Origin of the sequence: Paenibacillus sp. GM2FR (assembly GCF_002803325.1) — a bacterium.
In the GTDB taxonomy this organism is placed as follows: Bacteria; Bacillota; Bacilli; order Paenibacillales; family Paenibacillaceae; genus Paenibacillus_AQ; species Paenibacillus_AQ lautus.
In genome coordinates this window covers 2,445,004-2,470,285 of record NZ_MKZM01000008.1, presented here as the reverse complement: position 1 = coordinate 2,470,285, position 25,282 = coordinate 2,445,004, and the positions used below count along the sequence as shown (strand labels likewise).

18 protein-coding genes are annotated in these 25,282 nt (G+C 49.4%); all 18 read left to right on the top strand.

Annotation, left to right across the window (positions count from 1 at the left end):
* The first annotated feature begins 37 nt into the window (after window positions 1–37).
* The 18 genes from PAEVO_RS11080 to PAEVO_RS10995 all read left to right on the top strand — a co-directional run bounded on the left by PAEVO_RS11080 (window position 38) and on the right by PAEVO_RS10995 (window position 25,201).
* Window positions 38–832 (top strand): DUF2935 domain-containing protein, encoded by a 795-nt coding sequence (locus PAEVO_RS11080; RefSeq protein ID WP_100537587.1) that lies wholly within the window; start codon window positions 38–40, stop codon window positions 830–832.
* Between the two features lie 272 nt (window positions 833–1,104).
* Entirely contained in the window at window positions 1,105–1,494 is a 390-nt protein-coding gene (locus PAEVO_RS11075; protein ID WP_100537586.1) for a YkvA family protein, read from the top strand.
* Between the two features lie 290 nt (window positions 1,495–1,784).
* A complete protein-coding gene (locus PAEVO_RS11070; RefSeq protein ID WP_100537585.1) occupies window positions 1,785–3,278 on the top strand; it encodes an arylsulfatase in 1,494 nt (497 codons plus the stop codon).
* 130 nt (window positions 3,279–3,408) lie between these two features.
* A complete protein-coding gene (locus PAEVO_RS11065) occupies window positions 3,409–4,062 on the top strand; it encodes a M48 family metallopeptidase (protein ID WP_100537584.1) in 654 nt (217 codons plus the stop codon).
* Between the two features lie 146 nt (window positions 4,063–4,208).
* On the top strand, window positions 4,209–4,829 hold the full coding sequence (locus PAEVO_RS11060; protein WP_243390730.1) for a histidine phosphatase family protein: 621 nt from the start codon (window positions 4,209–4,211) through the stop codon (window positions 4,827–4,829).
* A 253-nt stretch (window positions 4,830–5,082) separates the two neighbouring features.
* The gene (locus PAEVO_RS11055) at window positions 5,083–5,337 is read left to right on the top strand and encodes a CUE domain-containing protein (RefSeq protein ID WP_100537583.1); all 255 of its coding nucleotides are present in this window, start codon (window positions 5,083–5,085) and stop codon (window positions 5,335–5,337) included.
* Between the two features lie 432 nt (window positions 5,338–5,769).
* The gene (locus PAEVO_RS11050) at window positions 5,770–8,364 is read left to right on the top strand and encodes a winged helix-turn-helix domain-containing protein (RefSeq protein ID WP_100537582.1); all 2,595 of its coding nucleotides are present in this window, start codon (window positions 5,770–5,772) and stop codon (window positions 8,362–8,364) included.
* 179 nt (window positions 8,365–8,543) lie between these two features.
* Window positions 8,544–12,956, top strand: coding sequence for an S-layer homology domain-containing protein (locus PAEVO_RS11045; protein WP_165789655.1), 4,413 nt, complete (start codon window positions 8,544–8,546; stop codon window positions 12,954–12,956).
* A gap of 73 nt (window positions 12,957–13,029) precedes the next feature.
* Window positions 13,030–13,851, top strand: a complete 822-nt coding sequence (locus PAEVO_RS11040; protein ID WP_100537580.1) for a GNAT family N-acetyltransferase — start codon at window positions 13,030–13,032, stop codon at window positions 13,849–13,851.
* Between the two features lie 149 nt (window positions 13,852–14,000).
* Entirely contained in the window at window positions 14,001–14,939 is a 939-nt protein-coding gene (locus tag PAEVO_RS11035) for a copper amine oxidase N-terminal domain-containing protein (RefSeq protein ID WP_100537579.1), read from the top strand.
* A gap of 221 nt (window positions 14,940–15,160) precedes the next feature.
* On the top strand, window positions 15,161–16,465 hold the full coding sequence (locus PAEVO_RS11030) for an ABC transporter substrate-binding protein (protein WP_100537578.1): 1,305 nt from the start codon (window positions 15,161–15,163) through the stop codon (window positions 16,463–16,465).
* Window positions 16,466–16,499: 34 nt separating this feature from the next.
* A complete protein-coding gene (locus PAEVO_RS11025) occupies window positions 16,500–18,236 on the top strand; it encodes a sensor histidine kinase (RefSeq protein WP_100537577.1) in 1,737 nt (578 codons plus the stop codon).
* Window positions 18,214–19,860 (top strand): response regulator, encoded by a 1,647-nt coding sequence (locus PAEVO_RS11020; RefSeq protein WP_100537576.1) that lies wholly within the window; start codon window positions 18,214–18,216, stop codon window positions 19,858–19,860. The genes PAEVO_RS11025 and PAEVO_RS11020 overlap by 23 nt, the downstream gene beginning before the upstream one ends.
* Before the next feature lie 203 nt (window positions 19,861–20,063).
* Complete coding sequence (locus PAEVO_RS11015; RefSeq protein ID WP_243390729.1) at window positions 20,064–21,389, top strand: ABC transporter substrate-binding protein; 1,326 nt, start codon at window positions 20,064–20,066, stop codon at window positions 21,387–21,389.
* 107 nt (window positions 21,390–21,496) lie between these two features.
* The gene (locus tag PAEVO_RS11010) at window positions 21,497–22,423 is read left to right on the top strand and encodes a carbohydrate ABC transporter permease (RefSeq protein ID WP_100537574.1); all 927 of its coding nucleotides are present in this window, start codon (window positions 21,497–21,499) and stop codon (window positions 22,421–22,423) included.
* Window positions 22,424–22,435: 12 nt separating this feature from the next.
* Window positions 22,436–23,263 carry a carbohydrate ABC transporter permease gene (locus tag PAEVO_RS11005; protein WP_071218478.1) on the top strand — a complete coding sequence of 276 codons (828 nt, stop codon included), beginning with the start codon at window positions 22,436–22,438 and terminating at the stop codon, window positions 23,261–23,263.
* Window positions 23,263–24,231, top strand: coding sequence for a phosphoglycerate dehydrogenase (locus tag PAEVO_RS11000; protein WP_100537573.1), 969 nt, complete (start codon window positions 23,263–23,265; stop codon window positions 24,229–24,231). The genes PAEVO_RS11005 and PAEVO_RS11000 overlap by 1 nt, the downstream gene beginning before the upstream one ends.
* Before the next feature lie 40 nt (window positions 24,232–24,271).
* The gene (locus PAEVO_RS10995; protein WP_100537572.1) at window positions 24,272–25,201 is read left to right on the top strand and encodes a dihydrodipicolinate synthase family protein; all 930 of its coding nucleotides are present in this window, start codon (window positions 24,272–24,274) and stop codon (window positions 25,199–25,201) included.
* Window positions 25,202–25,282 lie beyond the last annotated feature (81 nt).

Sequence of the window (25,282 nt, the reverse complement as noted above, 5' to 3'; positions counted from 1 at the left end):
ATTTTCTGAGAATAACGCAACGGGAGGGGCAAGATCAATGAGTGATCCCTTGTATGAGCACCGGTTTTGGCTACAGATTCTTGGCGACCACTGTCGTTTTATTTTTACTGCGCTTTCACCCAAGGAAAAAGGGGATATCGCCACAGCCGAGTCCTTAATGGCTACATTTGATATGCTGCTTGGGGAGGCGCGAAGACCCGATGCATCCACATTCATCGCAAAACTGACGAATGATGCCTATAATGCCACGTATGAACTGCGCGAATTCAAGCTGAATTTGCTGGAACGACAGCTTGCAGGCAAAATTGATTTGCTCCTGACGCCTTCCTTTGTCAACCATATGGTCAATGAATTGGAGGAATACCTTCGGATCTTACAGGCGTTACAAGAAGGTAAGGGCGTACCTCTGTTCCACCCCTTGCACTATGATATGGTTTGGCTGCAGGATGCATTTGGTCATGCAGCAAGCCTTGCGGCCGATCTGGATTTTGCTGAAAAGCCGTTAATTGCAAAAAGTTTGGCGTTCCAGAAAGATTTTGAAGGCTTTTATTTAAAAGCAGTAGAAATGACGGGTTATTTAAGGACCCATTTAAAGGATTTTCCTGCCCTGCGCAAATTTCACGCTGATATTGATCTGGAAATGAGAGTGTTCATGCACTTTCTGGCAGAACTCGAAGAATTTGAACTCCGCGGGGAGGTGCTGGACCGGATTAATCCGCTGATGCCGGATCATATGTATCGAGAAGAGTGCTACTATTTGTCCAAGTTGGCCGCTTTGGGTGAAGTACAGAACCCGAACTGCGATCCGACAAAGCCGAGAGTCACAGGTTGAAGAATCGTGCCGCATGCCAAACATCTGAACGGAAGCATGTCTTGCGATGCAAGCGATCAATAAGAAGGTGGATGTGCATCAGGAACTGACCAAGGTAGTCTCGGAATAAGCAAAGTATTTACGAAGTCGTCATATTGGCGGCTTTTTTGTTATAACCAATAATGGGCTGGGAGTTTGCAGCCATTGCCGCTTGACTAACCAGTGGAAAGCAGTTAGCCGCCGGACAGGATTGCGTGGTAATATGAAGTAAAATGCAGCGTAGGAGAACGGTTATGAAGGATCGGATAAAAAAATGGGCTGGGATGTTAAAAAGAAAGGTCTTTTTACTTTATTATGCCTACAAGGATAATCGGACTCCTTGGTACGCCAAAATATTCGCCATATGTGTTGTAGCTTATGCCTTCAGTCCCATTGATTTGATTCCGGATTTTATACCTGTACTAGGCTATCTGGACGATGTGATATTAGTCCCCCTTGGAATTGCGATCACATTGAAAATGATACCTAGCGCCGTGGTCCAAGAGCATGAACTGCAAGCCGACGAACGGATGAAGCGCGGTAAACCCAAAAATTGGTTTGCAGGAAGTATAATTATTGCTATATGGTTAGCAGCTTTGCTATGGGTTTCACTTTTTGCGTATCGATATGTGTTGAACGAATAGGATCGATAGCTTCAAAGTATCATGGAGCGTTTGCTAGCAACAGAACGATAGGAGCCGCAAAATTCCGGCTCTTTTTTCACTTTCTTGGGTGATCCCATCAACAATTTCTTCAACAGGGACATTAGGAATTTAATAAAAGGAAATGAATGAATTCGGACGAATACATTCAATAGAACATCTCGTTTTTGGGAAACTGCCATGACTTATTAGTCAGTGGGTGCCGTCCCCGATAAAGTAGAGTTGACCAAATGTTCAAGAAACCGCGGGGTGTAGTTGGAGGGGGGAAACTGATGAATTTGAGTCAAAACCAAGGAAAGCCGAATGTGTTGCTCATTACAGTCGATCAGATGCGTTTTGATTGTCTCAGCATAGCGGGTCATCCCGTCGTCGAGACGCCCAATCTGGACGAGCTTGCGAGGACAGGTGTACGGTTTAGCCGTGCGTATTCTGCCACACCGACTTGCGTACCTGCAAGGGCAGCCATATTCACCGGGCAATCACAGCGGGCTCATGGCCGTGTCGGCTATCAGGACTGCGTGCCATGGGATTATAAGAGAACGCTGCCGGGGGAATTGGCCGATGCCGGTTATCACACACAGTGTATCGGTAAAATGCATGTCTATCCGGCACGGAATCTGATGGGGTTCCACAACGTCATGCTTCACGACGGTTACCTGCATCACAACCGCAATAACCACAGCATTCCGATGCAGGAGCATTACGATCAAGTCGACGATTACTTGCCATGGCTTCGTGAGCGGGTGCCCGGCTCGGATATGATCGATCTCGGTCTGGATTGCAATGCATCGACCGTCGCCCGTCCTTGGCATTTGGCGGAAATGCTGCATCCGACAAATTGGGTAGTCACGCAGTCTATTGATTTTCTACGTCGCCGGGATCCCGGGAAGCCATTCTTCCTGTGGATGTCATTCGTCAGGCCCCATCCACCGTTCGACCCTCCACAGGCGTATCTGGATCTATATGAGGATGCTGATATTCCGGAGCCGCCGATTGGCGATTGGGCGCAGACGGAAGATCCGGATTTGGCCGGATACTCCCCTATAACGGGGCGGGGGCTGGTCCCGAAACGCCGCCTGCGTAAAGCGATGGCTGCCTATTACGCTCTGATCACGCATATCGATCACCAAATTGGCCGCTTCTTGCAATCGTTGAATGAATATGGCGAGCTACAGAACACCGTGATCCTGTTTACATCGGACCATGGCGAGCTGCTTGGAGACCATCATTTATTCCGGAAGTCTCTTCCGTATGAAGGAAGCACCCACGTGCCGTTTATCGTCAATGATCCGGGCAACCGATTAGGCTTGCAGCGGGGAATGGTGTCGGATCAAGTGGTGGAGATGCGGGACATCATGCCTTCGCTGCTGGAGGCGGCCGGCGTGCCTATACCGGATACAGTCGAAGGAGAAAGCATCTGGAGACTTGCCTCAGCAGAAGAGAAAGAAGGGCATAGCGCTTCGTCTTGGCGCCACCATCTTCATGGCGAGCATGCACAAGGAATGCAGTCCAATCACTGGGTGACCGATGGGAAGGAGAAGTTCATCTGGTTCTCCCAAACCGGCGAGGAGCAATTCTTTGACCTGGTTCATGACCCGCAAGAGCTGCACAATGCGATTGCGGATGAAGAACGTCAGGAACGTATCCGACATTGGCGCTCCGTTCTCATACAGGAGCTTGATGGTCGTGAGGAAGGTTATACGGATGGGCAACAGCTGATTACAGGCCGGAAACCATCCGCAATATTATCCCATATCAAAATATAGCTGCATTTTTGATTGTGCTATATTCGAGCCCATAAAACACGCAACAGGTTGAATCTTACCACCAAATAGAGGTGGATTCGGCACCATTCTGTTACAATGAAGTTAAAACCTTTTAGAAACGAAGTTGAATATGAAAATTGAACTAGGACAACAACAAATAGAATGTCATGTAGAATATGGCCCACGCAAGAAGATCTCGATCCATATCGATCCTTCAGGGCTGGTTACGGTGAAGGCACCGAATCATACAGCTGATGATGTGGTGCTGAACGCCGTGAAGCAGTATGGGGATAAGATTATGAAACAACTGCAATCGATTGAGGCAGCTCGAAATGCTCCGAAGGTTAGAGCATACGAAGAAAGTGGCAAGTTCCTTCATCTTGGCCGATATTATTCGCTTGATGAGTTAATCGAGACGCATAATCGTACGGAAGAAGCGCTCCAGCATGAACTGAAGAAGTTCTACTTTGCCAGCTGCAAGAAGGTAATCGGGGAACGAATTAAGATCTATCAAAAGCAGCTGAAAGTCACGCCTAAATCCTTCACCATTGAGGAGTCGCAAACGAAGTGGGGCAGCTGCAGCTCGACGAAGCATCTCACCTTCAATTACCGGCTCGCGATGGCGCCCCTTGAGGTCATTGACTATGTGGTCATACATGAGCTCTGCCATCTCATTCACATGAATCATGATCGCTCCTTCTGGCGGCTCGTTGGCAGCGTGATGAAGGATTACAAAGCGAAGGAAGCGTTCCTCGCGAAGTACGGACACGCCATGACATTATAAATAAAAACATATGCATGCTTAAGCCGCCAATTTGGCGGCTTTTTTTCTTGCCCCATATCGAAGCGCGGTCTATCCATTGCGTCCAAGACAATGTAATATCTAATTAGATACCCATTTAATTTAAACATTATCAAATTGATGGACGTATGAAAGGAATGATGATGGTGAGCACAGAGTTTTACTTAGTTCGACATGCTGAAAAAGAGAAGCGTGTTGGAGATGTTTCCATTTCAACCGAAGGGCTAAAGCAGGCTCATATGATGGCCCTTCATTTTAGTAAAATGTCCATAGATAGAATGATTAGCAGCCCGCTGAATCGAGCAAAGCAGACCGCTCAAATTGTTGCAGAAGCCGTTAATATAACCGTATCAGAGGACATTCGGTTACGGGAACGTGCGAACTGGGGAGACTCGCCTGGTCAAACCTTTCAGGAGTTTGTTGAGATGTGGAATCGCTGCAATAAGGAACGAGACTATGTGCCTCCTGTGGGAGACTCCGCAAGGAGAGCCGGTGAGCGGTTGTCTTCCTGCTTACTGGAGCTGTCAGATCAGCATCCACACGAAAGCATGGTTATTGTGACACATGGTGGTTTGATCACAGACTTTATGGTAAACGAATTTACCGAGGAAGAGTTGAACGGTACACACCCGAATTTTATACTGGCACAAAGCGATCTGGTCCCAGAATGTTCTGTAACGCATATCAGGTGTTGTGATGGGCGTTTTACATTAGTCGATTTTGTCAACATAACTCACTTACTTCATTAAACTAAAGGGGTAGAAATGCCGAATCTGCATACAAAAATGAAGGAGGGAGAGAGGTCCTATACTATAAGAGGAAAGGAAAGAAAGTGACGTTTATGATATCTTCACAGCTTCAACACATTTATTATGTATGATAGTGGAAGTTCATTATTGACCTAAATATGAGTAGGAACATGCCAGCTATGAAGGTTCTTTAATTCATATCGGACAAGGGTTGTCCAAACATGCATGAGGGTCTGGAAAGGAGGTGAACATCATGAACTCCAAGTTCATCGCGATAGTAGGTGCTGCTGTTTTGACACTTGGCATCGGAACTGCTGTCTATGCTTCGGAGGTGGCTACAAGTACCTTTAAAGACATGATTCCTTTCATGAAAGAAATGCATCCCAATCTCAGCGATTCCGATTTAGAGCAAATGTACAATAATTGTCACGGAAACTCGATCCCTCAAGGGATGATGCAACATAACTCGAATATGCCAGCAGTAAATTCAGGATCCATTTATAATTGATTTAAACCAGCCCCAAAAGACTGTCTATGCACAGTCTTTTTTTTGTTTAGATCATTTTTCTTTTGTCATCACTTAAATAAACCGGGTAATTGACAGATTTGATTTTGATATTGATATTGATATTGTTATTTAGTACAAAACCGTGTCATTCTCGGATGGCTTATTGGGGGACTACCAAGTATCGACTCTATAAAGAAAACGGGCTGCTCCCAAAATACAGGTGCAAAAGTTCTAAAACTAAGATAATCTGAATTTTAGATAATGATATCCTTCATTTTATAAAACGATGTCACACATCTGCTGGTTCTCCACTGATTATGAATTTCTCAACATGTCATTACACATTACCAGATTGACAACAACCCGGCTTCTGGAAGTTTTCATGGACAAAACCTAAGATACGGCCCAGAGAGGCCTTCGAAAAGAGGATACATGATACAAGAGAGAGAGGAAAGCCAGTTCTTGCTTCTAACTAAATTGAAACTGCCCCAGCCCCTTTATCCATCTGTGCCACGTCCCCGGCTGCTTGCGCGATTGAATGCGGGACTAAACCGCAGGGCGACATTCGTGACGGCTCCCGCCGGATACGGTAAAACGACACTGGTCAGTGATTGGGCCAGACAACTGGACCGACCCGTCGGGTGGTTATCGCTGGATGACAAGGATAATGACCTCATCCGATTTTGGAACTACTTCATGAAAGCGATCGAACAGGCAATCGGCAGTTTGCCAGACTCCGTCCGTGCCTCAAACGCAATGCTGACTCCCGGTCAATACGAGCCATTTATCGTTGCTCTGTTAAACGAATTGAACGGCTTGAATGAACCGTTTATCCTGATCTTGGATGACTGGCATGTCATACATAATACGGATATCCAGGCATCGGTTTCTTATTTTCTGGAGTATTTGCCTTCCCGGGTGCATCTTTGTTTCTCTAGTCGAAGCAGCCATGGATTTCTGAAGTCGAGATGGATTAGTCGGGACTGGATCCATGAAATCCATACCCGGCAATTGTGCTTCAATTTGCAGGAGACGGTGAATTTCTTCCACATCGTTGAGAAGAGGGAGCTGCCAAGGGAGCAGATTGAACACATCCAAATCCAGACCGAGGGCTGGGTGACGGGACTTAGGCTGATCTCGTTGTCTATTCAGGACGATGAGTGGATGGGAGCTTTCAAGCACGTACAGTCCAACCCTGAACGCGTCGAGCTATATTTATTCGAGGAAGTGTTTGAATCGTTGGACGAGCCAACAAGGCAATTTCTGTTGAACGTCTCGATTTTACAGCGGATGAACGGGCAGCTATGTAAGGTTGTTGCTGGAGAACACGGTGCACAGATGCTGGCCCAGCTGGAAAAACGCAACATGTTCCTCATCCCGCTGGATGAAGACAGGGATTGGTTCCGATTTCACCATGTGTTCGGCGAGTTTCTGCTGAAGCAGCAGCGACGCCTTGATCCTGCGAAGACAAACGTGCTCTTCCAATCGGCTGCAGCCTGGTGTGAATCGCAGGGACTGATGGAAGAAGCGATCGATTACTACTTGGCCGGAGACTATCATTCGGAAGCGATACGTCTGCTAGAACAGTTGAGAAGCTTGATGGTCCGCAGGGAATTCTCGACCATGAAGGTTTGGTTGTCAGCGATTCCCGAGGAACTGCTTATGCAGTATCCTTACCTTTATTTTTCTTACATTTTTTCGTTATTGTGGTCTCAGGAGCTGGAGCTGTCGGAACGGTATTTACAGCTAGCAGAGAAGCATTATGCTGCTTCCTCAGCAAGCTGGAGTCCGGAGGAGAATAATCGCTATTTGGGTTATCTGTATTATGTAAGGAACTTTAAAGCGACCCAATATGACATGGACATGATAAAAGGGCTGGAGTATATCCATCTGTCACTTCAGCATAGTCCTAAAGGAACGGATCTGATCTTCGCATCTCCTCATATGCCACTGTCTCCTTCTATATACAGGTCATACAATGGCAAGCGTGGCGAACATTTGCCTCGGGGCCTTTCGGATACTTTCTTTTTGAGCATGATCGAATTCATGAAACCAATGGGACTACAGGATTCGGTCGTTGTATGTTATGGCGAATTACTCTACGAACGCAACGAGCTGGAGCAGGCGGAGGAGTACTTGAAGCTTGGATTACAAGGCACAAGTCAGGCGCATTACCAACCAGAGAAGGTGTACGTTCCCGCCAGTCTTTTCTTGTCGCGTATCAGCAAATCCAGACAGGATATCAGTCAGGCCGAAAAATGGTTGGAAGAAGCCTATAGAAGGGCGATTGAGGATGGCGCTAAGGCAGCCCCCATCTTGCTCGATGTCGAAATGGCAAGTCTGCGAATGGAGTCCGGAGACTTGTCTGCAGCTGTCGAATGGAAGGATCGATACAAGGTCTCGTCGGATGATCCGGTATCCGTATTTCAGCTATTCGCCTATATCTTTCTCGTTAGGGTGTTGATGGAGACCGGCAACAGTCAGGAGGCATGGACGTTATCGGAGAGATTGCTGCAAATCGCGATAAAAGGCCATCGTCCGATGGACGCCTTGGAGCTCCAAGTGCTTCAGGCGATGCTGCTGCAGATGATGGATAAGCCGCAACAAGCGCTGCTTAAGCTGGAAGAGGCGCTTATATTTGCGAAGCCCGATGATTATATCCGTGTGTTTGTTGATAAAGGCCAGCTGGTGGCACAACTGCTTGCGGTATATGTCCAGCATCGTCAAAAAGGAAACATCCGAGATAAAAACGCGCCTTCACTTGCCTATGTACGGAGAATTTTGTCCGCTTTCGGAGGGACAGCCGAATTTCCGCTACAAGGCAAAGCAACATTGGAAAAGCTTCTGACACCGCGAGAATATTCGATATTTCGTTATATGGAGGAAGGGCTGGACAATCCGGAGATCGTTGAAACGCTCGGCATCGGAATGGGGACCTTGAAGGCACACATCAATCGCATTTACAGCAAGCTGCAGGCGAAAAACCGAGTCGAGGCGATCAAAAGAGGGAAAGAGTTCCAGGGTTAAACACGGAAGGTTGTAACAGGAGGCTCGCCGCACGGCGGGTCTCTTTTATTGCGTAACTATAACCGGGCCTATAACCGGGGTTAGATTCGAACTCTCGAAAGATCCAATATAATGTACATCGTGGCAATTGAATAACGAAAGGAAGGAAAGACCAGATGAGACGCATCTTCTGTATTTCGATGACATTATTACTCGTGATCGGCATCATCCCGCTTCAAGCATTCGCTAATTCGAATGATGCGATGTCCGGCGACGGGACGGCGAACAATCCTTACGTCATCACAACGTTAGATCAATTAAACGCCGTGCGTAATGACTTGAATGCTCATTACAAGCTCGGAGCGGATATCGATGCTTCGGAGACTGCAAATTGGAGTAATGGGGCTGGCTTTATGCCTATCGGCGATGACAAAAACGGCAATAGCCCGTTCACTGGTGTCTTCGATGGAGCGGGACATGTCATCCGCAATCTGACCATGAATCAGCCCAAGATGGACATGGTCGGCCTATTCGGAATTGTAGGCTCCAATGGTGTGTTAGAAAATATCGCTCTCGAAGGTATTTCGATCATTGGAAACAACCATGTGGGCGGGCTCGCAGGGCGCAGCGATGGAACCATTAACGGGTCCTACGTTACCGGAACGGTTAGAAGCAACATGGCCACCGTCGGAGGGTTGGTAGGATACAATGGCATTCAGGGTAAAATAACCTCCTCCTACTCTACGAGTACCGTCACCGGGACCGATTATGTGGGTGGTTTGGCAGGGCGCAGCGACGGGATGGTAAGTGACTCCTATGCTGCCGGTACGATCAGTGGCACCTCTATAGTGGGTGGGTTAGTAGGGGACAGCGAAGGTGGAGAAATCATCCGGTCCTACGCCACGGGTGACGTCAGCGGGAGCGCTGAACACGTCGGCGGACTGGTCGGTTATAATATTTCCGCTCTTATAAGTAGGTCATATGCCACGGGAACAGTCCGTGGCAGGAGTGCTGTCGGCGGTCTTGCGGGCAGCACGGGCCACGGGTTGATCCTTCAGTCATACGCCAGTGGCAGCGTCAGCGGGCGCGATCAATCTGTGGGCGGTCTGGTTGGGAGTAATAGTGGGAAATTGAGCGACAGTTTCTGGGATGCTGAAACTGTCGGCTTGAATAGTGCCTGTGGATACGATACATACGGATCCTGTACCGCGAGCGGCCTCACGACTGCACAGGCACTAACCCAATCGAGTTATTCCGGCTGGGATTTCAACAATGACTGGTTTATGGTCGAGGACTCGACGCGACCATTCCTTCGCTCCGAATGGTCGACCGAAATATGGAACTCGCATCAACTGCAGCTGATGGCAATGGATCTGTCGGCGAACTACATACTGACGCAGGGTATTGATTTCGACACGACATTCACTGATAACACCCGCTCCGATATGTGGGGGACGAGCACAGGGAACGGTTTTGGATTTGAACCCATCGGTAATGGCAGCACTCCGTTCACAGGTACACTCGACGGCCAAGGATATGATATTACGGGCTTATATATCAACAGGAGCAGTTTAATGAGTGTCGGGATGTTCGGTAATATTTCTAGTGGTGAGGTTCGAGACGTTCATTTGAAGAACGGGAATGTCACCGGCGGCCTTCAGACAGGCATGCTGTCGGGACAAAACGGGCCCAGCAGCCAGATTATGAAGGTCCATGTTACAGGGAATGTTACCGGAGCAGGCATGACAGGTGGCCTGGTCGGGAATAACGACGGAACGATTGGCAGTTCTAGCTCGAGTGCTACTGTCGGTGGAGTGGATGAAGTAGGCGGTCTGGTCGGAAGGAACGGCATGGGGAGTGTTACTGAGGCTGTGTATGCTACCGGGAGCGTTAGCGGAAACAGCCATATCGGTGGATTGATCGGCTCGAATGCGGGCCTGGTGTATAACGCATATGCAACGGGTCAAGTCGATGGTCAATTCAATATCGGCGGATTGGTCGGACACAATGATATGAATAGCCAAGTGAACTTGTCTTTCGCCGCCGGGAGCATTACCGGTATGGATTTTGTCGGAGGCCTCGTGGGTCGGAATGAGAGCGGTAAGGTAAATGATTCGTATGCCATCAGCTCCGTTGACGGTCGTTACGATGTTGGCGGCCTCGTGGGAAGGAATATCGGTGATATCAAGACCACGTATGCCGTCGGAAGTGTAACTGGCAGCGGCGAAGTCGGCGGCCTGGTCGGACGGGAATTCGGTACGGTTACCTCGAGCTTCTATAATAAGGAAACGACCGGACAATCGGATACCGGCAAAGGTGAACCGCGGATTACGTCGGAAATGAAACAGTATGCACGATTTGGTACCGATTGGGACTTCAGCGGAATATGGGCGTTACAGGAGGGAGCCATGTTTCCTGTTTTGCAAGGAATTGCAGCCAACCTCGAATGGGACGCTGCTCCACCAACCATCACCAGTGCGAAGATCGAAAGCGAGCATCCGAGCAACGTCATCGTGAGCTTTGATGAAGAAGTCAGCCTCACTGACGCCGGGGGAATTATAATTACAACAGACGGAAAGCCTTCTACCATTTCTCGGGTGGACGGATCAGGAACTAATACACTTGTCCTTAAAGTAGATAAAGCATTTGAAGAAGACCAACAAGTTCTCCTATCCTACGATAAACCATCCGGAAACATTTCCGACCGCGCAAACAATGCGCTGCTCAGTTTAACGGATCGGATCGTCGATAACCTGACTCGTCCCGTTGACCATATACCGCCATCCATCGCCATTACGATGACCACGGCGGATGGAATGGAGTATGTTGATCGCACGTGGAGCCATCAAACGGTTAACGTAAGTGCAGAAGCATCTGACGAGTCTGGCGTCACTTCATTTACGTATTCGCTAAATGACGGCGTGTCGTGGAGCCCTTATTTATCTGATATCGTCCTGGGCGATGAAGGTGTTCATAGAATCGCATTCAAAGCCGTCGATACTGCGGGCAATGAATCGATTGAACGACGCACAGTCTGCATCAGCACAACTGGAATAAACTTGACGCCTACATTAGTGAAGGCGGACGGAAGTGAATATACGAGCGGCGAATGGAGTAGGTCAAGCGTAACCTTGAGTGTCTATGCCGAATCAGGAGTCAGCGAGATCGCCAATCTTACCTACTCGCTGAACGGGGGGCCTTCACAAGCCTACGAAAACAAAACCCCCTTCGAAATATCGAATGAAGGCGAAACTAACATTCGATTTCAGGCATCCGATCATGCGGGCAATACGTTATTCTTGGATATTACGGTGAAGATCGACCATACACCGCCATGGATTACGATTTACCCTAATGGAAGCGAAATGCAGGTTACATCGGTAACACCGAGGGTAACGGTCATTGATTCAGGAAGCAGCATAGATAAATCCTCACTGGAGTTTCAGTGGACGACCGATTCGTCCATGCCAACTACAGGCTGGAAACCGTTTGTGAACGAGGCCACGCTTATGAAAAGTGGCGTTGACGGTGATTGGTATTTGCATGTAAGAGCACAAGACCAAACAGGTAATGCCGTGAGTGTGACGTCCAGCCGGTATCGTTTGATAACCCGGAAGGCAAGTGAAACAAGCAATTCAAATCCCTCTAACGGTAGCCATGGTTATCCGCTGCCGAACAACACTTTTCTTGTAGGCTTGGAAGGGAGAACCATTGCTTTTGAGGGGGGACAGATTCACATCCCTGCTAAAGCACTATATCGGCCATTTTATTTATCCATCAATCTAACACTTCCAGATGATGATTTTTCCCTATCCGAAGGAGAACGATTAGCTAGTAAAGTCGTTGAGTTTAAGAAAGATGTGTCCGGAAAATTCGATAAAGACGTAACCATCAGCCTGAAATTTGACGCCAATATCATACAAAAGGGCATTCATGAGCTCCAACTCCGTCAACTTAACGAAGATGCGTTGGAATGGGAAGCACTGGATAACCTCAACATAGACTGGGATGAGGGGATTATAAGTGGTACAACCGACCACTTTACTCCATTTGTGATTTTCGCGAGAACGATTGCGCCGGCTGAGATCAGTGTTACGTTTACCGATGTAACAGGTCATTGGGCGCAAAAGAACATTGAGAATCTCGCAGAAAAGGGCATTGTGAACGGTTATATAGACGGAAGCTTCAGACCTGACCGTACGATGAGCCGAGCAGAATTCGCGACAATCCTGGTTCAAGCATTAAGTCTCACTAATAAAGGCAGTAAGGAATTCGCCGATACCAAGGATCATTGGGCGAGGCAAGCCATTTCAACAGCGTATTCTTACGGAATCATCCAAGGATACGATCCGGTTACTTTTGGCCCCGACGATTTCATTACGCGCGAAGAAATGGCACAAATGGTGGTTCAAGCCTTTCAATTGGATCATCCCCTTACCAACAAAACCTTTATCGATCAGGATAAGATTGCTGTTTGGGCACGGAAAGCGATGTTGATTGCAGTAGATCATGGAATCATGAAGGGTTATCCAAACGACATGTTAAAACCCAAATCTCATGCTAGCCGTGCGGAAGCGATTACCGTGATTTGGCGCGCCATGGAGACAAAATAAAAGGTGTCGATTAACGAGTTGCCGAATATTTATAGCAGAGTTTATTGATTTCGACAGTTAAAAGGAGAAAAAAATGTTAACGACACAGCAACTACAAGACATTGAACAATTGCAAAAAGAGTGTGAACTTCATGATCATGTACAACTGAAGCTAAACTGGGATATACTCAGAGAACGCAAAACGGAGAATCTGGATTTTTTTCATTATGAGGATGACGAACTAGTAGCGTTTCTAGGTTTATATCCTTTTGGTTCGACTGTCGAAGTATGCGGCATGGTAAAGCCTAATGAACGTCGAAAGGGGCATTTCGGGCGATTGTTTCACCTTGCAATGGAACAAGTGAAATCCAATGGATACAAAAAAATCTTGTTGAACGCGCCTGCGAGATCCGATGCGGCAACATTCTTTTTGAATAAACAAGGTGCTGAATATGCATTCTCGGAGCATCAAATGGAATGGCACGAAACGCCTCTGGAGGAGACAAGCGATATTCTTCTCAGACAGGCAACCGAAGAAGACTACGAAATGAGCGTTCGTTTGTCCGTGACGGCTTTCGGATTGGACGAAGAAGACGCCAGAGTGATGGAGAGCCATCATTTCGCGGATCATACGGATATGCTCATGATTGACGTGAACGAAGAAACGGTTGGGAAACTTCGGGTAAGTCGTGAAGAGGGGCAGGCGTGGATCTATGGCTTCTCCATATTGCCAGAATATCAGGGCAGAGGGATAGGCAGAAAAGCGCTTCGCCAAGTCGTTAAAGAGCAAAGCTCTGCCGGATTTACGGTACACTTAGAAGTCGAAACGAAAAACAACCATGCGCTGAGGTTATATGAGTCGGTTGGATTTAAGGCAGTGCATGTACAAGATTATTATAAATACGAATGCAGATGATAATAATCGAAATTTGTACAAGAAAAGTCGCCATCAGGGCGACTTTTTCTTTTAACTGGGATTATTTAATTTAACGTATATCTATTGAAGTCTATTTATTCTGCCGATATTGAAGGGGCATATATTTTTATCATTCAGGAGGAATTATGATGAAAAAAACAGTTATTCTGCTCACCAGTGCGGCACTGATGTTTGCGACCGCCGCAGGCACGATCTCAGCCAAACCGGGTAACACCCCACCTGGCAAGACGAGTAACGCGGCATCGTCAAAGGGACCTAAAGAAAAAGAAACTCGAAATGAAGAGCCTCAAACCGAGGAAGCAGAGGCATCTGATACGACTAGCAAAAAAGAAGACCAAGTTAAGGATTCAATATCCCCGGAAACAGAGAATACAAACGACAATTCCACCGATAAAGTCGATTCCAAGAACAAAGGACACAAAGGATACAAAGGCTTGCTAAATGCCATTCAAAACGTAGAAGATAAACCGGCAGGCGCCGTTTTAGCCAATATTTTGCTTACCGAATATGCGGCCGAGCTGACGGACGAACAACAAAAACAACTTGAAGCCATTATTGAAAAGGACAAGGCGTTAGAAGCGGCGGCGGGCATGCTTGAAACAAACGGCAGCGTGACGGACGCTGTGTATTTGCAAGAAGAAGCTATTCAAGCAAATTTTAAAAATTTGGATCTATACAAAACCATGGGCAAGCTTAACGAAAAGGCGGGTAAGAAGAATGGGGTTAAGCTGTATGTGAACGGCGAAGCTTCGGATGCCGAACCTTTTGTCAAAAAAGGCAATACATATGTTCCTTTTCGCGCGATAGCCGAGGCTTTGGAAGCCGAGGTCATATGGAATCCGGAAAAGCGTTCCATCACCGTTACGAAGGACGGGGTTAGCATTCAACTCCTGGTGGGCAGTAAAACAGCAACCGTTAATGGGAAGAAGGTCTCATTGGATGCCCCAGCCACCGTTACAAAGGGCAATACGTATGTGCCCGTACGCTTCATAAGTGAGGCATTGAATGCAACCGTCAAGTGGGAATCAGAAAGTCAGACCGTTGTTGTTTATGAAGAGGAAGCATAATAGGTAAATTTTTAGCCGCTAATCTGGAATGAGATCAGCGGCTTTTTTGTTTAAATAAAGTCTTTGATAAAGAGGGGCATTTCGTCTGCCGAAAAGCCGTATGGGAATCAGGACTATGCATGACGCTAAATATGTGTACCATATGTTAAATTTTTTCAGTGTCTTCTTCATTGTAAACGTTTTAATATCGATTTATGACCGACTGAACAGGAGGAGGAGTTATGAAGGTTGCAGGACGTTTCTGCAGGGTGTTATGGATAGTCGTCATGATGGTGTCGGCAGCTGGATGCATGGCGGGGAGGAACGGAGCTGACAGCAGAATGTCCGAATCGGAACGACCGTTTGACAACGTGCGGATTACCGCATATATGGCCAAAAACCCGGTTGCGGATATCCTTCGCGCCCATCTTCCCGAATTCGAGAAGGAGACGGGCATCAAGGTTGATTTTCAAGCGTTGACCAATGAGCAGCTCAGCCAAAAGATGTTCGTACAGATGACGGTAGGTAGCGAAAGTCCCGACGTGTTCATGATCCGGCCTTTGGAAGAGCTGAGTCTGTATGAGAACAATGGCTGGCTAATGCCCTTGGAATCGTATGCCGTATCGGATCCACGTTACGACTTTGCCGATTTTTCGTCAACGGCGCTGGAATCGGTAACGGTGAAGGAAAAGCTGCTTGCCGTCCCGCTTTCAACCGAGCAGCAGATTCTATTTTATCGCAAGGATTTGCTGGAGAAAAAAGAAATCGAAGTGCCGCAGACTTTGGACCAGCTGGAAGCGGCGGTCAAGCAGGTGCACGATCCCGAGCGTGGCGTCTACGGTTTTGTTGCAAGAGGGCAGCGAAGCGCTCTCGTCACCCAGCTCTCGTCCTTCGTATACTCCGAAGGCGGAAATTTTACGAATGAGGATCAGGCGGTACTGAACTCAAAGGAAGCGGTCAAGGGAATTGAACGGTATGTAAGGCTACTCGGAAAATATGGTCCACCGGATGTGCTGAACTACAGTTGGACTCAGTCCGCGGAGTTGTTCGCTCAAGGAAAGGCGGCGTTTTTCACCGATGCCAGCGCGATCTACCCCATGCTCACGCAATCAGGACTGGCGAAGGAGAAGATTGGGTATGCGCTGTTTCCGGCAGGCGAAGCCGGCCGCAAGCCCTACAGCACTACCGCTTGGGGCATTGCGATCAATGCGAAATCGGCCCGCAAGGATGGGGCCTGGGCTTTCATCGAGTGGGCCTCGGGCCGGGACATGGTGCTGCAAGCCCAGAGGATTGGTAACCCGGGAGCCCGGAGCTCGCTGTGGCATGACAAGGAAGGCATCTCCGGCTTTCCGGAGGAGCTGATTCCGGTAATCAATGAATCCATCCCGATCGGAATGAGTTATGATCGTCCAAAAGTCATTCACGTGAAGGAAGCACGGGACATTATCGGCAGCGTTGTGGTGAAGGGACTCATCGGCGAAGATGTCGGGGTTGCTGCGGAGTCGGCAAACGTTCAATTGCAAGAACTGATCGACAGCGAGAAGTAGAGCGAATCGCTCTGACACGGGGGTATGTTTTTTGATGAAGCGGTTAAGGACAAGTACGTTTGCGAAGCTAACAACACTGCTGGCGGTCTTGGTTATTCCGATTATTTTGCTGTATGCCTACTCCCATCAGGTCAGCATCAACGTCGTTCGTTCGGCTGTGGAGGAGGGCCAGCGGAACCGACTGACGTTCTTCATGAGTCAGATGGACAACATGATCGATCAGCTAACCAAATATTCGGTGATTGCGAGCAATGATGACGGGATCAAGAGTTATCTGGCGGAGCGCCCACGGAGCACCCTCATGGAACGAATCGACAGCCAGCAGCGGATCACGGATATGTTGAATATGCAGATTGCAACTAGCAGCTGGGACAGCCAAATCCTTATGTACGTAATGCAGTATCAAGAATTGCTGACTACCGACTTGTCGGCAAGGTATGATGCCGAATACTTGGCTAATGCGCATGAGCAGAACTGGTCTTATCATCGGGATTCGCGAGGACAAGCCTTTTTCAGCTGGATGAGAACGTCCGCTTCTTCGCAGGATCTGATCGTGGAGGTCCGTTTCACCGACCAGAATCTGGTCAATATGCTGAATCGGTTGAAACAGGATGGGGACAGCGAGCCATTCCTGTATGCACCTGACGGAACCGTTATTGCCAACAGCACATCGGTCGAGGAGACGATACAAATGGCGGCCGGCATCCTGAACGAGATGCAGCTTGGGGAAGAGTGCAGCCGAATCGTGCAATCCGGGCAGGGCAAATATGTAATGAATTACGTCTTGTCCAGCAGTTTGGGCTGGTATCTGGTGGATTTCGTCCGACTGGACAGTGTTTATTCTCCGATCACTTTAAGCAGCACCCTCTTTTACATTTCCGTATCGCTCCTGCTTGTTCTCGTCTTACTGCTGACCTTGTTGTTGTACCGCAATGTTCAGCGTCCGATTTCCCGCCTGCTTCATGCGGTGAGAAGGATCAGGGACGGTCAATATATGACGCGTCTGAAGGATGCGCCGAAGAACGAATTCATGTATCTGTTCCATTCCTTCAATAATATGGCGGAGCAAATCGAGGAGCTCATCGAACGGGTATACAAAGAGTCTTTGCGATCCAAGGAAGCCACGCTTAAGCAGCTCCAATCGCAAATCAACCCTCACTTCCTGTATAACTGCCTGTTCTACATCAAGAACATGGCAAATCTCGGTGAGAAGGAAGCTGTCGTGGCCATGGCCCTGAACTTGGGGGAGTATTACCGGTACACGACTCGACTGGAAAACCCGACCGCGCCGCTTGAAGAGGAAATGAAGCTGGTAGACAATTATTTAACGATTCAGATGCTGCGGCTTCAGCGCCTAACCTTCGAGATCGAGGTTCCCGAAAGAATGATGCAGCTTGAGATTCCGCGCTTACTGCTCCAGCCTATCGTGGAGAATGCCGTCATTCATGGCGTCGAGGATCAATTGGATTTTGCGATGATTCATATTTCCGGAGAAACCGAAGGGAGTCGATGCAGAATCAGAATTGACAACAACGGCCAGGGCATGGACGTTGGCATCATCGACAAGCTGAAGCGGCAGGTCGAGGAGCCCTTGAACGAAAGCGGGGGATTCGGCCTGTGGAACATTCATCAGAGACTGATCACCCGGTACGGCAAACATGCGGGTTTGACCTTCTCGGAATCGCCGTCGGGAGGGCTTCGCGTAGAATTATGCTGGGAAGATCCAAGTAGAGCAAGGGGGGATGATGTTGTATACATTGCTGATCGTTGATGATGAAGCAAGCGTGGTAGAGGGGCTGGCGCATACGATACCTTGGCGTACAATCGGGATTGATGAAGTGCGCAAGGCATACTCCGCTTTCGAAGCGCTGGAAATACTGCAGACGCAGCCGGTCGACATTATGATTTCCGACATCACGATGCCACGGATGAACGGGCTCGAGCTTATCGAGATCACGAGATCGAGATGGAAGAAGATCAAAACGATCCTGCTGTCCGGTTACGCTGAGTTTGCTTACGCGAAAGAAGCCATAACGCTTGGCACTTACGAGTACCTGCTTAAGCCCGTCAGCGACGAAGTCGTGCTTGAAAAAGTAGGCGGAGCTGTGGAATCGCTGCGGCAGGAGCGTGAGTCCAGCGAAACCTACAACCGTGCGGTTCAGGCTTTTCGAGCTAATCTGCCTCAAATTCGAGGCGAATTCCTGAATCAGCTGCTTCAAGGCATGAAATCGCCGAAGAACGTTTGGGCCGAAAAACTGGAGCTGCTTGAAATGAAATCCGCCATCGGCAATCAAGCGGCCTTGATGCTCGTACGGATGGAGGACCGTCTGACGGAAATGAGTCCTTATGACTCCTCCATCATGGAGTACGCGATCGGTAACATGGCGGACGAGATCTTCGGGGAACGGTTTCGGTTGTGGCGATGCAGGGACATACACGGATATCTCGTCTTTTTTGTTTTTGTAAGCGATGAATCGGCGGACAGGATGCACCCCCATGAGCATGCACAGGAAAATGAACTCAAGCATCTCGCGGCGCAGTTACAGATGAACGTCAGCCGTTACCTGAAAGGAACGATCTCCGTCCTGATAGGAAAACGAGGTTCCTTTCCGGAAGATGTCCGAAAGCTGTACCAGGACAGTCTTTTCGCTTTGCGCCGCCATATTGGCAGTCACAGTGATATGTTCGTTTACGCAGAAGATGAAGAGGAGCTTCATCCGGTCCGTTCCTTGCAAAAGTGTTATGAGCCCCCGCTTCTCCCTCATCTGCTGGAATCCGGCAGTTGGAAGCAGATTAAAGAGAAGCTTGAGCAGATCCTCAAGGAATTGTCGCTCGCGCACAGCCAATCGCAGGAGCATGTAATCGAAGCCTTTTTCTTTATATACTCCTCGCTAAGCGCGTATGCGCACAAGAACGGACGCGGTCTGGCCGATATCGTCGGAGCGTCCCTTGCGGACGTAACGGGACTGTCGCAATGCACAACCGCGGCCACGCTCGGCAAATGGGTGGGTCAAGTGCTGCCTCTACTGGAGTCTAGCGCCGAACAGGCAACCCGCAGCGACCGGAGCGCTGCCGTGTCCCGGATGAAACGGTTCATACGGGACCATCTGTCTCAGGATATTTCCCTGCAAGCCATTGCGGATCATATGTATATGCATCCGGTTCACGTGTCCCGCCTCTTTAAAATGGAGACCGGATCGAACTTGAGTGATTATGTGCTCCGGTTGAAGATGGAGCAAGCGGCCGAGCTGCTGGCCGACCACTCCTTGAAGAGCTTCGAAGTTGCCCTGAAGCTGGGATACCACAACCCGAACTATTTTATTCGGGTGTTCAAAAAGTATTATTCCGTGACGCCCCAAGAATACCGAAACAGCTTGGAAGCCGGAAAGCCCTAATAAAGCCTGTATACCGTCCGTTTCCAGCCATGCGTTTGCGCTGGAAGCGGGCTTTTTTTGTGTAATTCGGCCGCTGCTTTCGATAGCGTTATCATGTTAAGTAAGGAGAGGGGATGTTAAGCCTATATCATTTAACCCTGTTTATGAAGCCCTTACAATGAATGGTGTAAGGACATTCCACTATATGCTGAGGGGTGAACATGATGAAGATGAAGAAAACCTCTATACGATGGATAACGGCAGCTTTAACCATGTTATTGATGGCAGGATGCAGCGTAGGGGGAACGGGAGACAGCGGATCGGGGAATGCCGATCCGGGGAAGGAAACCCTGACATTCTGGATGAAGAAGCAGATGTTCGAAGAGCAAAACCAGATGATCCAAGAGAGGGCAAAGCAGTTCGGGGAAGAGCATGACGTGAATGTCAACGTGGAGTTTATCGCGTACGAGGACTTTTATCCGAAATGGTCGGCAGCCATCGAATCGGGTACAATGCCGGACGTCTCTTTCTTCGGCTACCAGGAAGTCGGACAATTCTACGCCAAGGACGTTCTCGAGGATGTTACCGACGTTGTGGTCAGCGTGGAGAAGGCAAACGGGGAAATACAGGACAGCCTGAAAACCTCCGTAACGTTCGAGGACAAGCTATACGGAGTGCCGTTCTGGACCGAGTCCACGGCTTTATATTACCGTAAGGACATGCTTCAGGCTGCCGGGTACAGCGAGCCGCCCGGAACCTGGGAAGAATTCCGCGAAATGGCGAAGGCACTCTCGGATCCTTCCAAAGGGATATACGGTGCAGGGCTCGGTTACGGGAAAGGCAATTCGGATGCCGAATGGCTCACCCGGGCGATCATCTGGTCCTACGGAGGTTCCCTCGATACCGAGGACGGCAAGAACGTGGCGGTGAATTCGCCCGAAACTCTTCAGGCGGTTCAGCTGATCAGGGACATTTTCATCGAAGATAAGGTGACGCCTCCAAGCTCCATCGGATGGGATGACAGCGGCAATAACAAATCGTATTTAAGCGGCCAATCAGCCATGATCTTCAACGTAGGAAGCTTGGCTGCGACGATCAAGAACGATAATCCCGAATTGTACGAGAATACAGGGATCGCCATGCTGCCCGCAGGACCGAAGGGAGCCGTAGTGCCTGGCATTAGCAATAATCTGGGCATATTCAAGGCATCCCGGAACAAGGAGCTCGCCAAATCCTTCATCGAATATATGGCGGACAAAACGTGGTACGGCCAGTGGGTGCAGAACGGGGCTCCATTGACCGGTCCGATCTACACGGATCTGGCAAACGAATCCGTCTGGCAGGAGGAGAAGAACAAAGGATTCGTCGACTCCATCGCACATTTCGCTTTCCTTGGATACCCCGGGGAGTATAATCCGAAAGCTGGAGAGATTTATAACCTTCGATATGTCAACGACGTCTTCCAAAAAATGCTGCTGGATTCAGGCTTCACGGCTCAGCAAGCAGTGGACGAATTACAGAGTAAGATCGAGGCGGTATACGCGAAGTAGGGTTATGACTTAGCCGCGCATCAGGCTACCGCAGTCCGAATACAAGGCATCGATGCAAGGTCCGTGGCTGCGGACGAGCCTGAAGCGACAGAAAGAAGGTGCTCTCAATGAAAAGCTTGGAAGTTCAAACCTCACCGGGGAAGCCCCCGGCGCCTAGGCGGGAACAAGGCGGTACAAGCAGCAGGCTGGCCTACCTCCTCATGAGTCCGGTACTAATTTATTTGCTGGCTGTCATGGCGCTCCCTTTTTGCTGGGCGGTCTATCTTAGCTTGACCAATAAAGTAGTCGGCGTTCCCGAAACGTTCATCGGTTTGCGGAACTATGCGGAGCTGTTTACCGATTCCGTGTTTTGGAAGGCGGTATGGAACACCGTTGTCTTTACGATGGTGGCGGTCATTCTGAAAGCGGTGTTCGGAATGATTATGGCGCTCGTGCTCAACGAGAATATCGTCGCCCGAAACTTTTTCAGGGTGATGCTGTTTCTTCCGTGGACCATTCCGACGATCGTTTCCGTTTTTACCTGGCAGTGGATTTATTCCGACGTCGGCGGCGTGCTGAATGCCATCCTCCTCAAAACAGGGATCATCGACAGTCCCGTCGGCTGGCTGGCCACACCTGACCTGGCCATGTTCTCCGTCATTCTCGTCAACGTGTGGCGCGGCATTCCGTTCATGGGCATTGCCATTCTGGCCGGCCTGCAGACGGTGTCCAAAGAGATGTATGAAGCCGCCATGCTGGATGGAGCGGGAGCAGTCAAGCGGTTTTTCTACATGACGCTCCCCTCGGTAAAAGAAGTGACCATTCTATCTTCCGTTATCACCACCATCTGGACGCTGAACGACTTCGAGATCATCTGGCTTCTGACACGCGGCGGCCCGGACAACGGCACGCAGGTGCTGTCCACGCTTAGCTATACCGTTGGCTTTCTGAACATGAGTCTCGGTAAAGCCATTGCGATATCCCTCATTACGCTGCCGCCTCTGATGATGCTGATCCATTATGTGACCAAGCGTTCGCTGGCGTCCGACAAGTAAGGAGTGATCTTGATGAAGAATTCGCTCGGCAAGCAAATTACGGTATACTCGACGCTCGCGCTGCTGCTAATATTCGCGCTCTTCCCTTTATATTGGATGGTGATTACCTCTTTCAAGTCCAACGGGGAGATCTATTCCATGACGCCTACGTTTTGGCCGAAGGAATTTCTCGGCACCGCCTACGATAAGCTGATCAACGAAAAGGGATTTATGACGAATATCAAAAACAGCTTGTTCGTCTCATTGATCGTATCCTTGTTCTCGATTACGGTCAGCATGCTGGCTGCGTATGCGATCTCCAAGCTCAAGTTTAGAGGGAGAAGCTTCATCTCCAAGAGCATCCTCTATGCGTACCTGATGCCGAGGGCCGTTCTGTTTATCCCGCTCTACATGCTGGTGACGGCAATCGGCATCAACAATTCCATTTACGGCCTCATGCTGATTTATCCGACGATCACGATTCCGTATGCTACTTGGATGCTCATTTCCTATTTCAAATCCATCCCGGACGAAATCGAGGAAGCGGCCATGATCGATGGATGTTCGAGAATCCGTACGATGACCCACATCATTTTTCCATTATCGGCGCCGGGCATTGCGGCTACCTTCATTTTTTCATTCACGTTATGCTGGAGCGAATATTTATACGCTTTGGTCGTTGTCACTAAAGGCGCAGACAAGACGATCACGCTGGGACTGTCGGATATGATCGTCGGCGACGTATTCGCGTGGGGACCCCTGATGGGCGGCTCCATCATTGCATCGATTCCGGTCATCGTGATGTATCTGTTCACATCGAAATATATGGTAAGCGGAATGACGGTAGGAGGAGTTAAATAATGAATGCGAAAAGGGTATTAGTAACGGCTACGAATTACTCCAAACTGTGCGCGGATGCGAAGCGGCTGCTCGAGAGCCATGGATGCGAGATTATCGAGAATCGTTTCGGACGTCCGCTGACGTTCGAGGAGCTGAAGGAAGTGGTTGGATCGGTCGACGGCGTCATCGCCGGCGTGGACACTTGGAATGAGGAGGTATTCAAGCTTGCCCCGCAGCTTCGAGGCATCGCCCGTTTCGGCGTCGGCGTGGACAATATCGATTTGGGGGCTGCAAGGAAATATGGAATACAAGTGACCAATGTACCAAGGGGCAATGCCAACGCGGTGGCCGAGCTGGCGATCGGATTGATGATCTCGGTCCGCCGGCACATTCCGGCGCTGGATCGATCGACGAAGAACGGCGGCTGGGAACGCTTTGTCGGCTCCGAGCTTGCTGGGGGAACGATCGGCCTTCTAGGGTTCGGTAATATCGCCCAGCTCACCGCGAAGAAGTTAAAGGGTTTTGATGTCGAGATTATCGCTTATGATAAATATCCAGATACAGCCAAAGCTTCGGAATACGGCGTTACAATGACAACCTTCGAGCAAGTGCTGGCGCATAGCGACATCGTCAGCATGCATCTACCTAGCCTGTTAGAGACGCACCATATTATGAATGACAAGGCTTTTGCCAGGATGAAACCATCCGCTATTTTCATTAACACCGCGAGAGGAGCCGTCGTGGATGAACAGGCGCTGTCCCGGGCGCTGTCTTCCGGAGTTATCGCCGGGGCGGCCATCGATGTCTACGAGTCCGAGCCCGTATCCGCCGACCATCCGATTCTGCAGATCGGAAACCTGATTACGACGCCGCACACCGCAGCCGAAACTTTCGAGACGTATACGCGGGTCAGCATGATAACCGCTCAGGCATTGCTTGATATATTCGAAGGAAGGGAACCGCAAAATATACTCACATCAAAAGAATAATGTTCAACCATTGATACGAACCATTCGGGAGGGGACGCATATGTATCAGATAATTACCGACGGCAATTGGCCGGTTATGCTAACGCCGTTTACGGAGCAGAACGAAGTGGATTACGAGGCCTTGGAGCGGCTTATCGACTGGTATATCGAGCGGGGGGCCGACGGCCTGTTTGCCGTATGTCAATCCAGCGAAATGTATACATTGACCCTGGAGGAGCGCGTATTGATCGCCGCCTTCGTCAAAGCGAAGGCGGCCGGCAGGGTACCGGTCATTGCATCGGGTCATGTATCGGATGCGTTTGATGATCAAGTAGCGGAGCTGAACGCAATCGCGGAAACCGGCGTCGACGCCGTGGTCCTAATCACGAACCGGCTCGCCGCTGCTGAGGAATCCGATGACGTGTGGCTGGCGAATCTCGATAAGCTGCTCGCGCGCATTCCGGAACACGTACCTCTCGGACTGTATGAGTGTCCAGCCCCGTATCGGCGCCTTCTGACGCCCGAAATGCTGAGGACATGCTCGGATACCGGACGCTTTCGGTTTATCAAGGACGTGAGCTGCGACCTGCAGCTATTCGGGGATAAACTCGAGGCGGTCAAGGGCGGGAGTCTGAAAATCTTCAACGCCAACACGGCGACGCTTCTGGACAGCTACAGGCTCGGCGCTTTCGGCTTCAGCGGCGTGATGGTCAACTTCCACCCTGAGTTGTATACGTGGCTGTTCCGAAATTGGGAGAGTCAACCGGAAGCGGCAGGGGAACTGTCCGATTTTCTCAGTGTGTCGTCATTTCTTGAAAGGCAGCTCTATCCAGTGAATGCCAAGTATTATCTCATGCTGGAGGGCGTACTGACGAACTATCGCTGCCGTTCGAAAAATCACGAAGAGTTCAGTGCCACCAACCGGTTGGAGGTCGAGCAATTGTACCGGGTGTCCAAACAATATGCCCGGAAGTATCCCGTTTTTACTTAAAGCGATTTAGGGAAATATAGCGTTGGAGAGTAAAAGTCGCCTATCATGGCGGCTTTTTTACAGGCGCTCAATTATGCAAGT

Bases quoted from the DNA above. Each gene is read 5' to 3' on its own strand.
- PAEVO_RS11010 (WP_100537574.1), top strand. From the start codon at position 21,497: ATGAAAAGCTTGGAAGTTCAAACCTCACCGGGGAAGCCCCCGGCGCCT.
- PAEVO_RS11055 (WP_100537583.1), top strand. From the start codon at position 5,083: ATGAACTCCAAGTTCATCGCGATAGTAGGTGCTGCTGTTTTGACACTT.
- PAEVO_RS11035 (WP_100537579.1), top strand. From the start codon at position 14,001: ATGAAAAAAACAGTTATTCTGCTCACCAGTGCGGCACTGATGTTTGCG.
- PAEVO_RS11045 (WP_165789655.1), top strand. From the start codon at position 8,544: ATGACATTATTACTCGTGATCGGCATCATCCCGCTTCAAGCATTCGCT.
- PAEVO_RS11075 (WP_100537586.1), top strand. From the start codon at position 1,105: ATGAAGGATCGGATAAAAAAATGGGCTGGGATGTTAAAAAGAAAGGTC.
- PAEVO_RS11060 (WP_243390730.1), top strand. From the start codon at position 4,209: ATGAAAGGAATGATGATGGTGAGCACAGAGTTTTACTTAGTTCGACAT.
- PAEVO_RS11065 (WP_100537584.1), top strand. From the start codon at position 3,409: ATGAAAATTGAACTAGGACAACAACAAATAGAATGTCATGTAGAATAT.
- PAEVO_RS10995 (WP_100537572.1), top strand. From the start codon at position 24,272: ATGTATCAGATAATTACCGACGGCAATTGGCCGGTTATGCTAACGCCG.
- PAEVO_RS11040 (WP_100537580.1), top strand. From the start codon at position 13,030: ATGTTAACGACACAGCAACTACAAGACATTGAACAATTGCAAAAAGAG.
- PAEVO_RS11050 (WP_100537582.1), top strand. From the start codon at position 5,770: ATGATACAAGAGAGAGAGGAAAGCCAGTTCTTGCTTCTAACTAAATTG.
- PAEVO_RS11025 (WP_100537577.1), top strand. From the start codon at position 16,500: ATGAAGCGGTTAAGGACAAGTACGTTTGCGAAGCTAACAACACTGCTG.
- PAEVO_RS11030 (WP_100537578.1), top strand. From the start codon at position 15,161: ATGAAGGTTGCAGGACGTTTCTGCAGGGTGTTATGGATAGTCGTCATG.
- PAEVO_RS11080 (WP_100537587.1), top strand. From the start codon at position 38: ATGAGTGATCCCTTGTATGAGCACCGGTTTTGGCTACAGATTCTTGGC.
- PAEVO_RS11000 (WP_100537573.1), top strand. From the start codon at position 23,263: ATGAATGCGAAAAGGGTATTAGTAACGGCTACGAATTACTCCAAACTG.
- PAEVO_RS11070 (WP_100537585.1), top strand. From the start codon at position 1,785: ATGAATTTGAGTCAAAACCAAGGAAAGCCGAATGTGTTGCTCATTACA.
- PAEVO_RS11005 (WP_071218478.1), top strand. From the start codon at position 22,436: ATGAAGAATTCGCTCGGCAAGCAAATTACGGTATACTCGACGCTCGCG.
- PAEVO_RS11015 (WP_243390729.1), top strand. From the start codon at position 20,064: ATGAAGATGAAGAAAACCTCTATACGATGGATAACGGCAGCTTTAACC.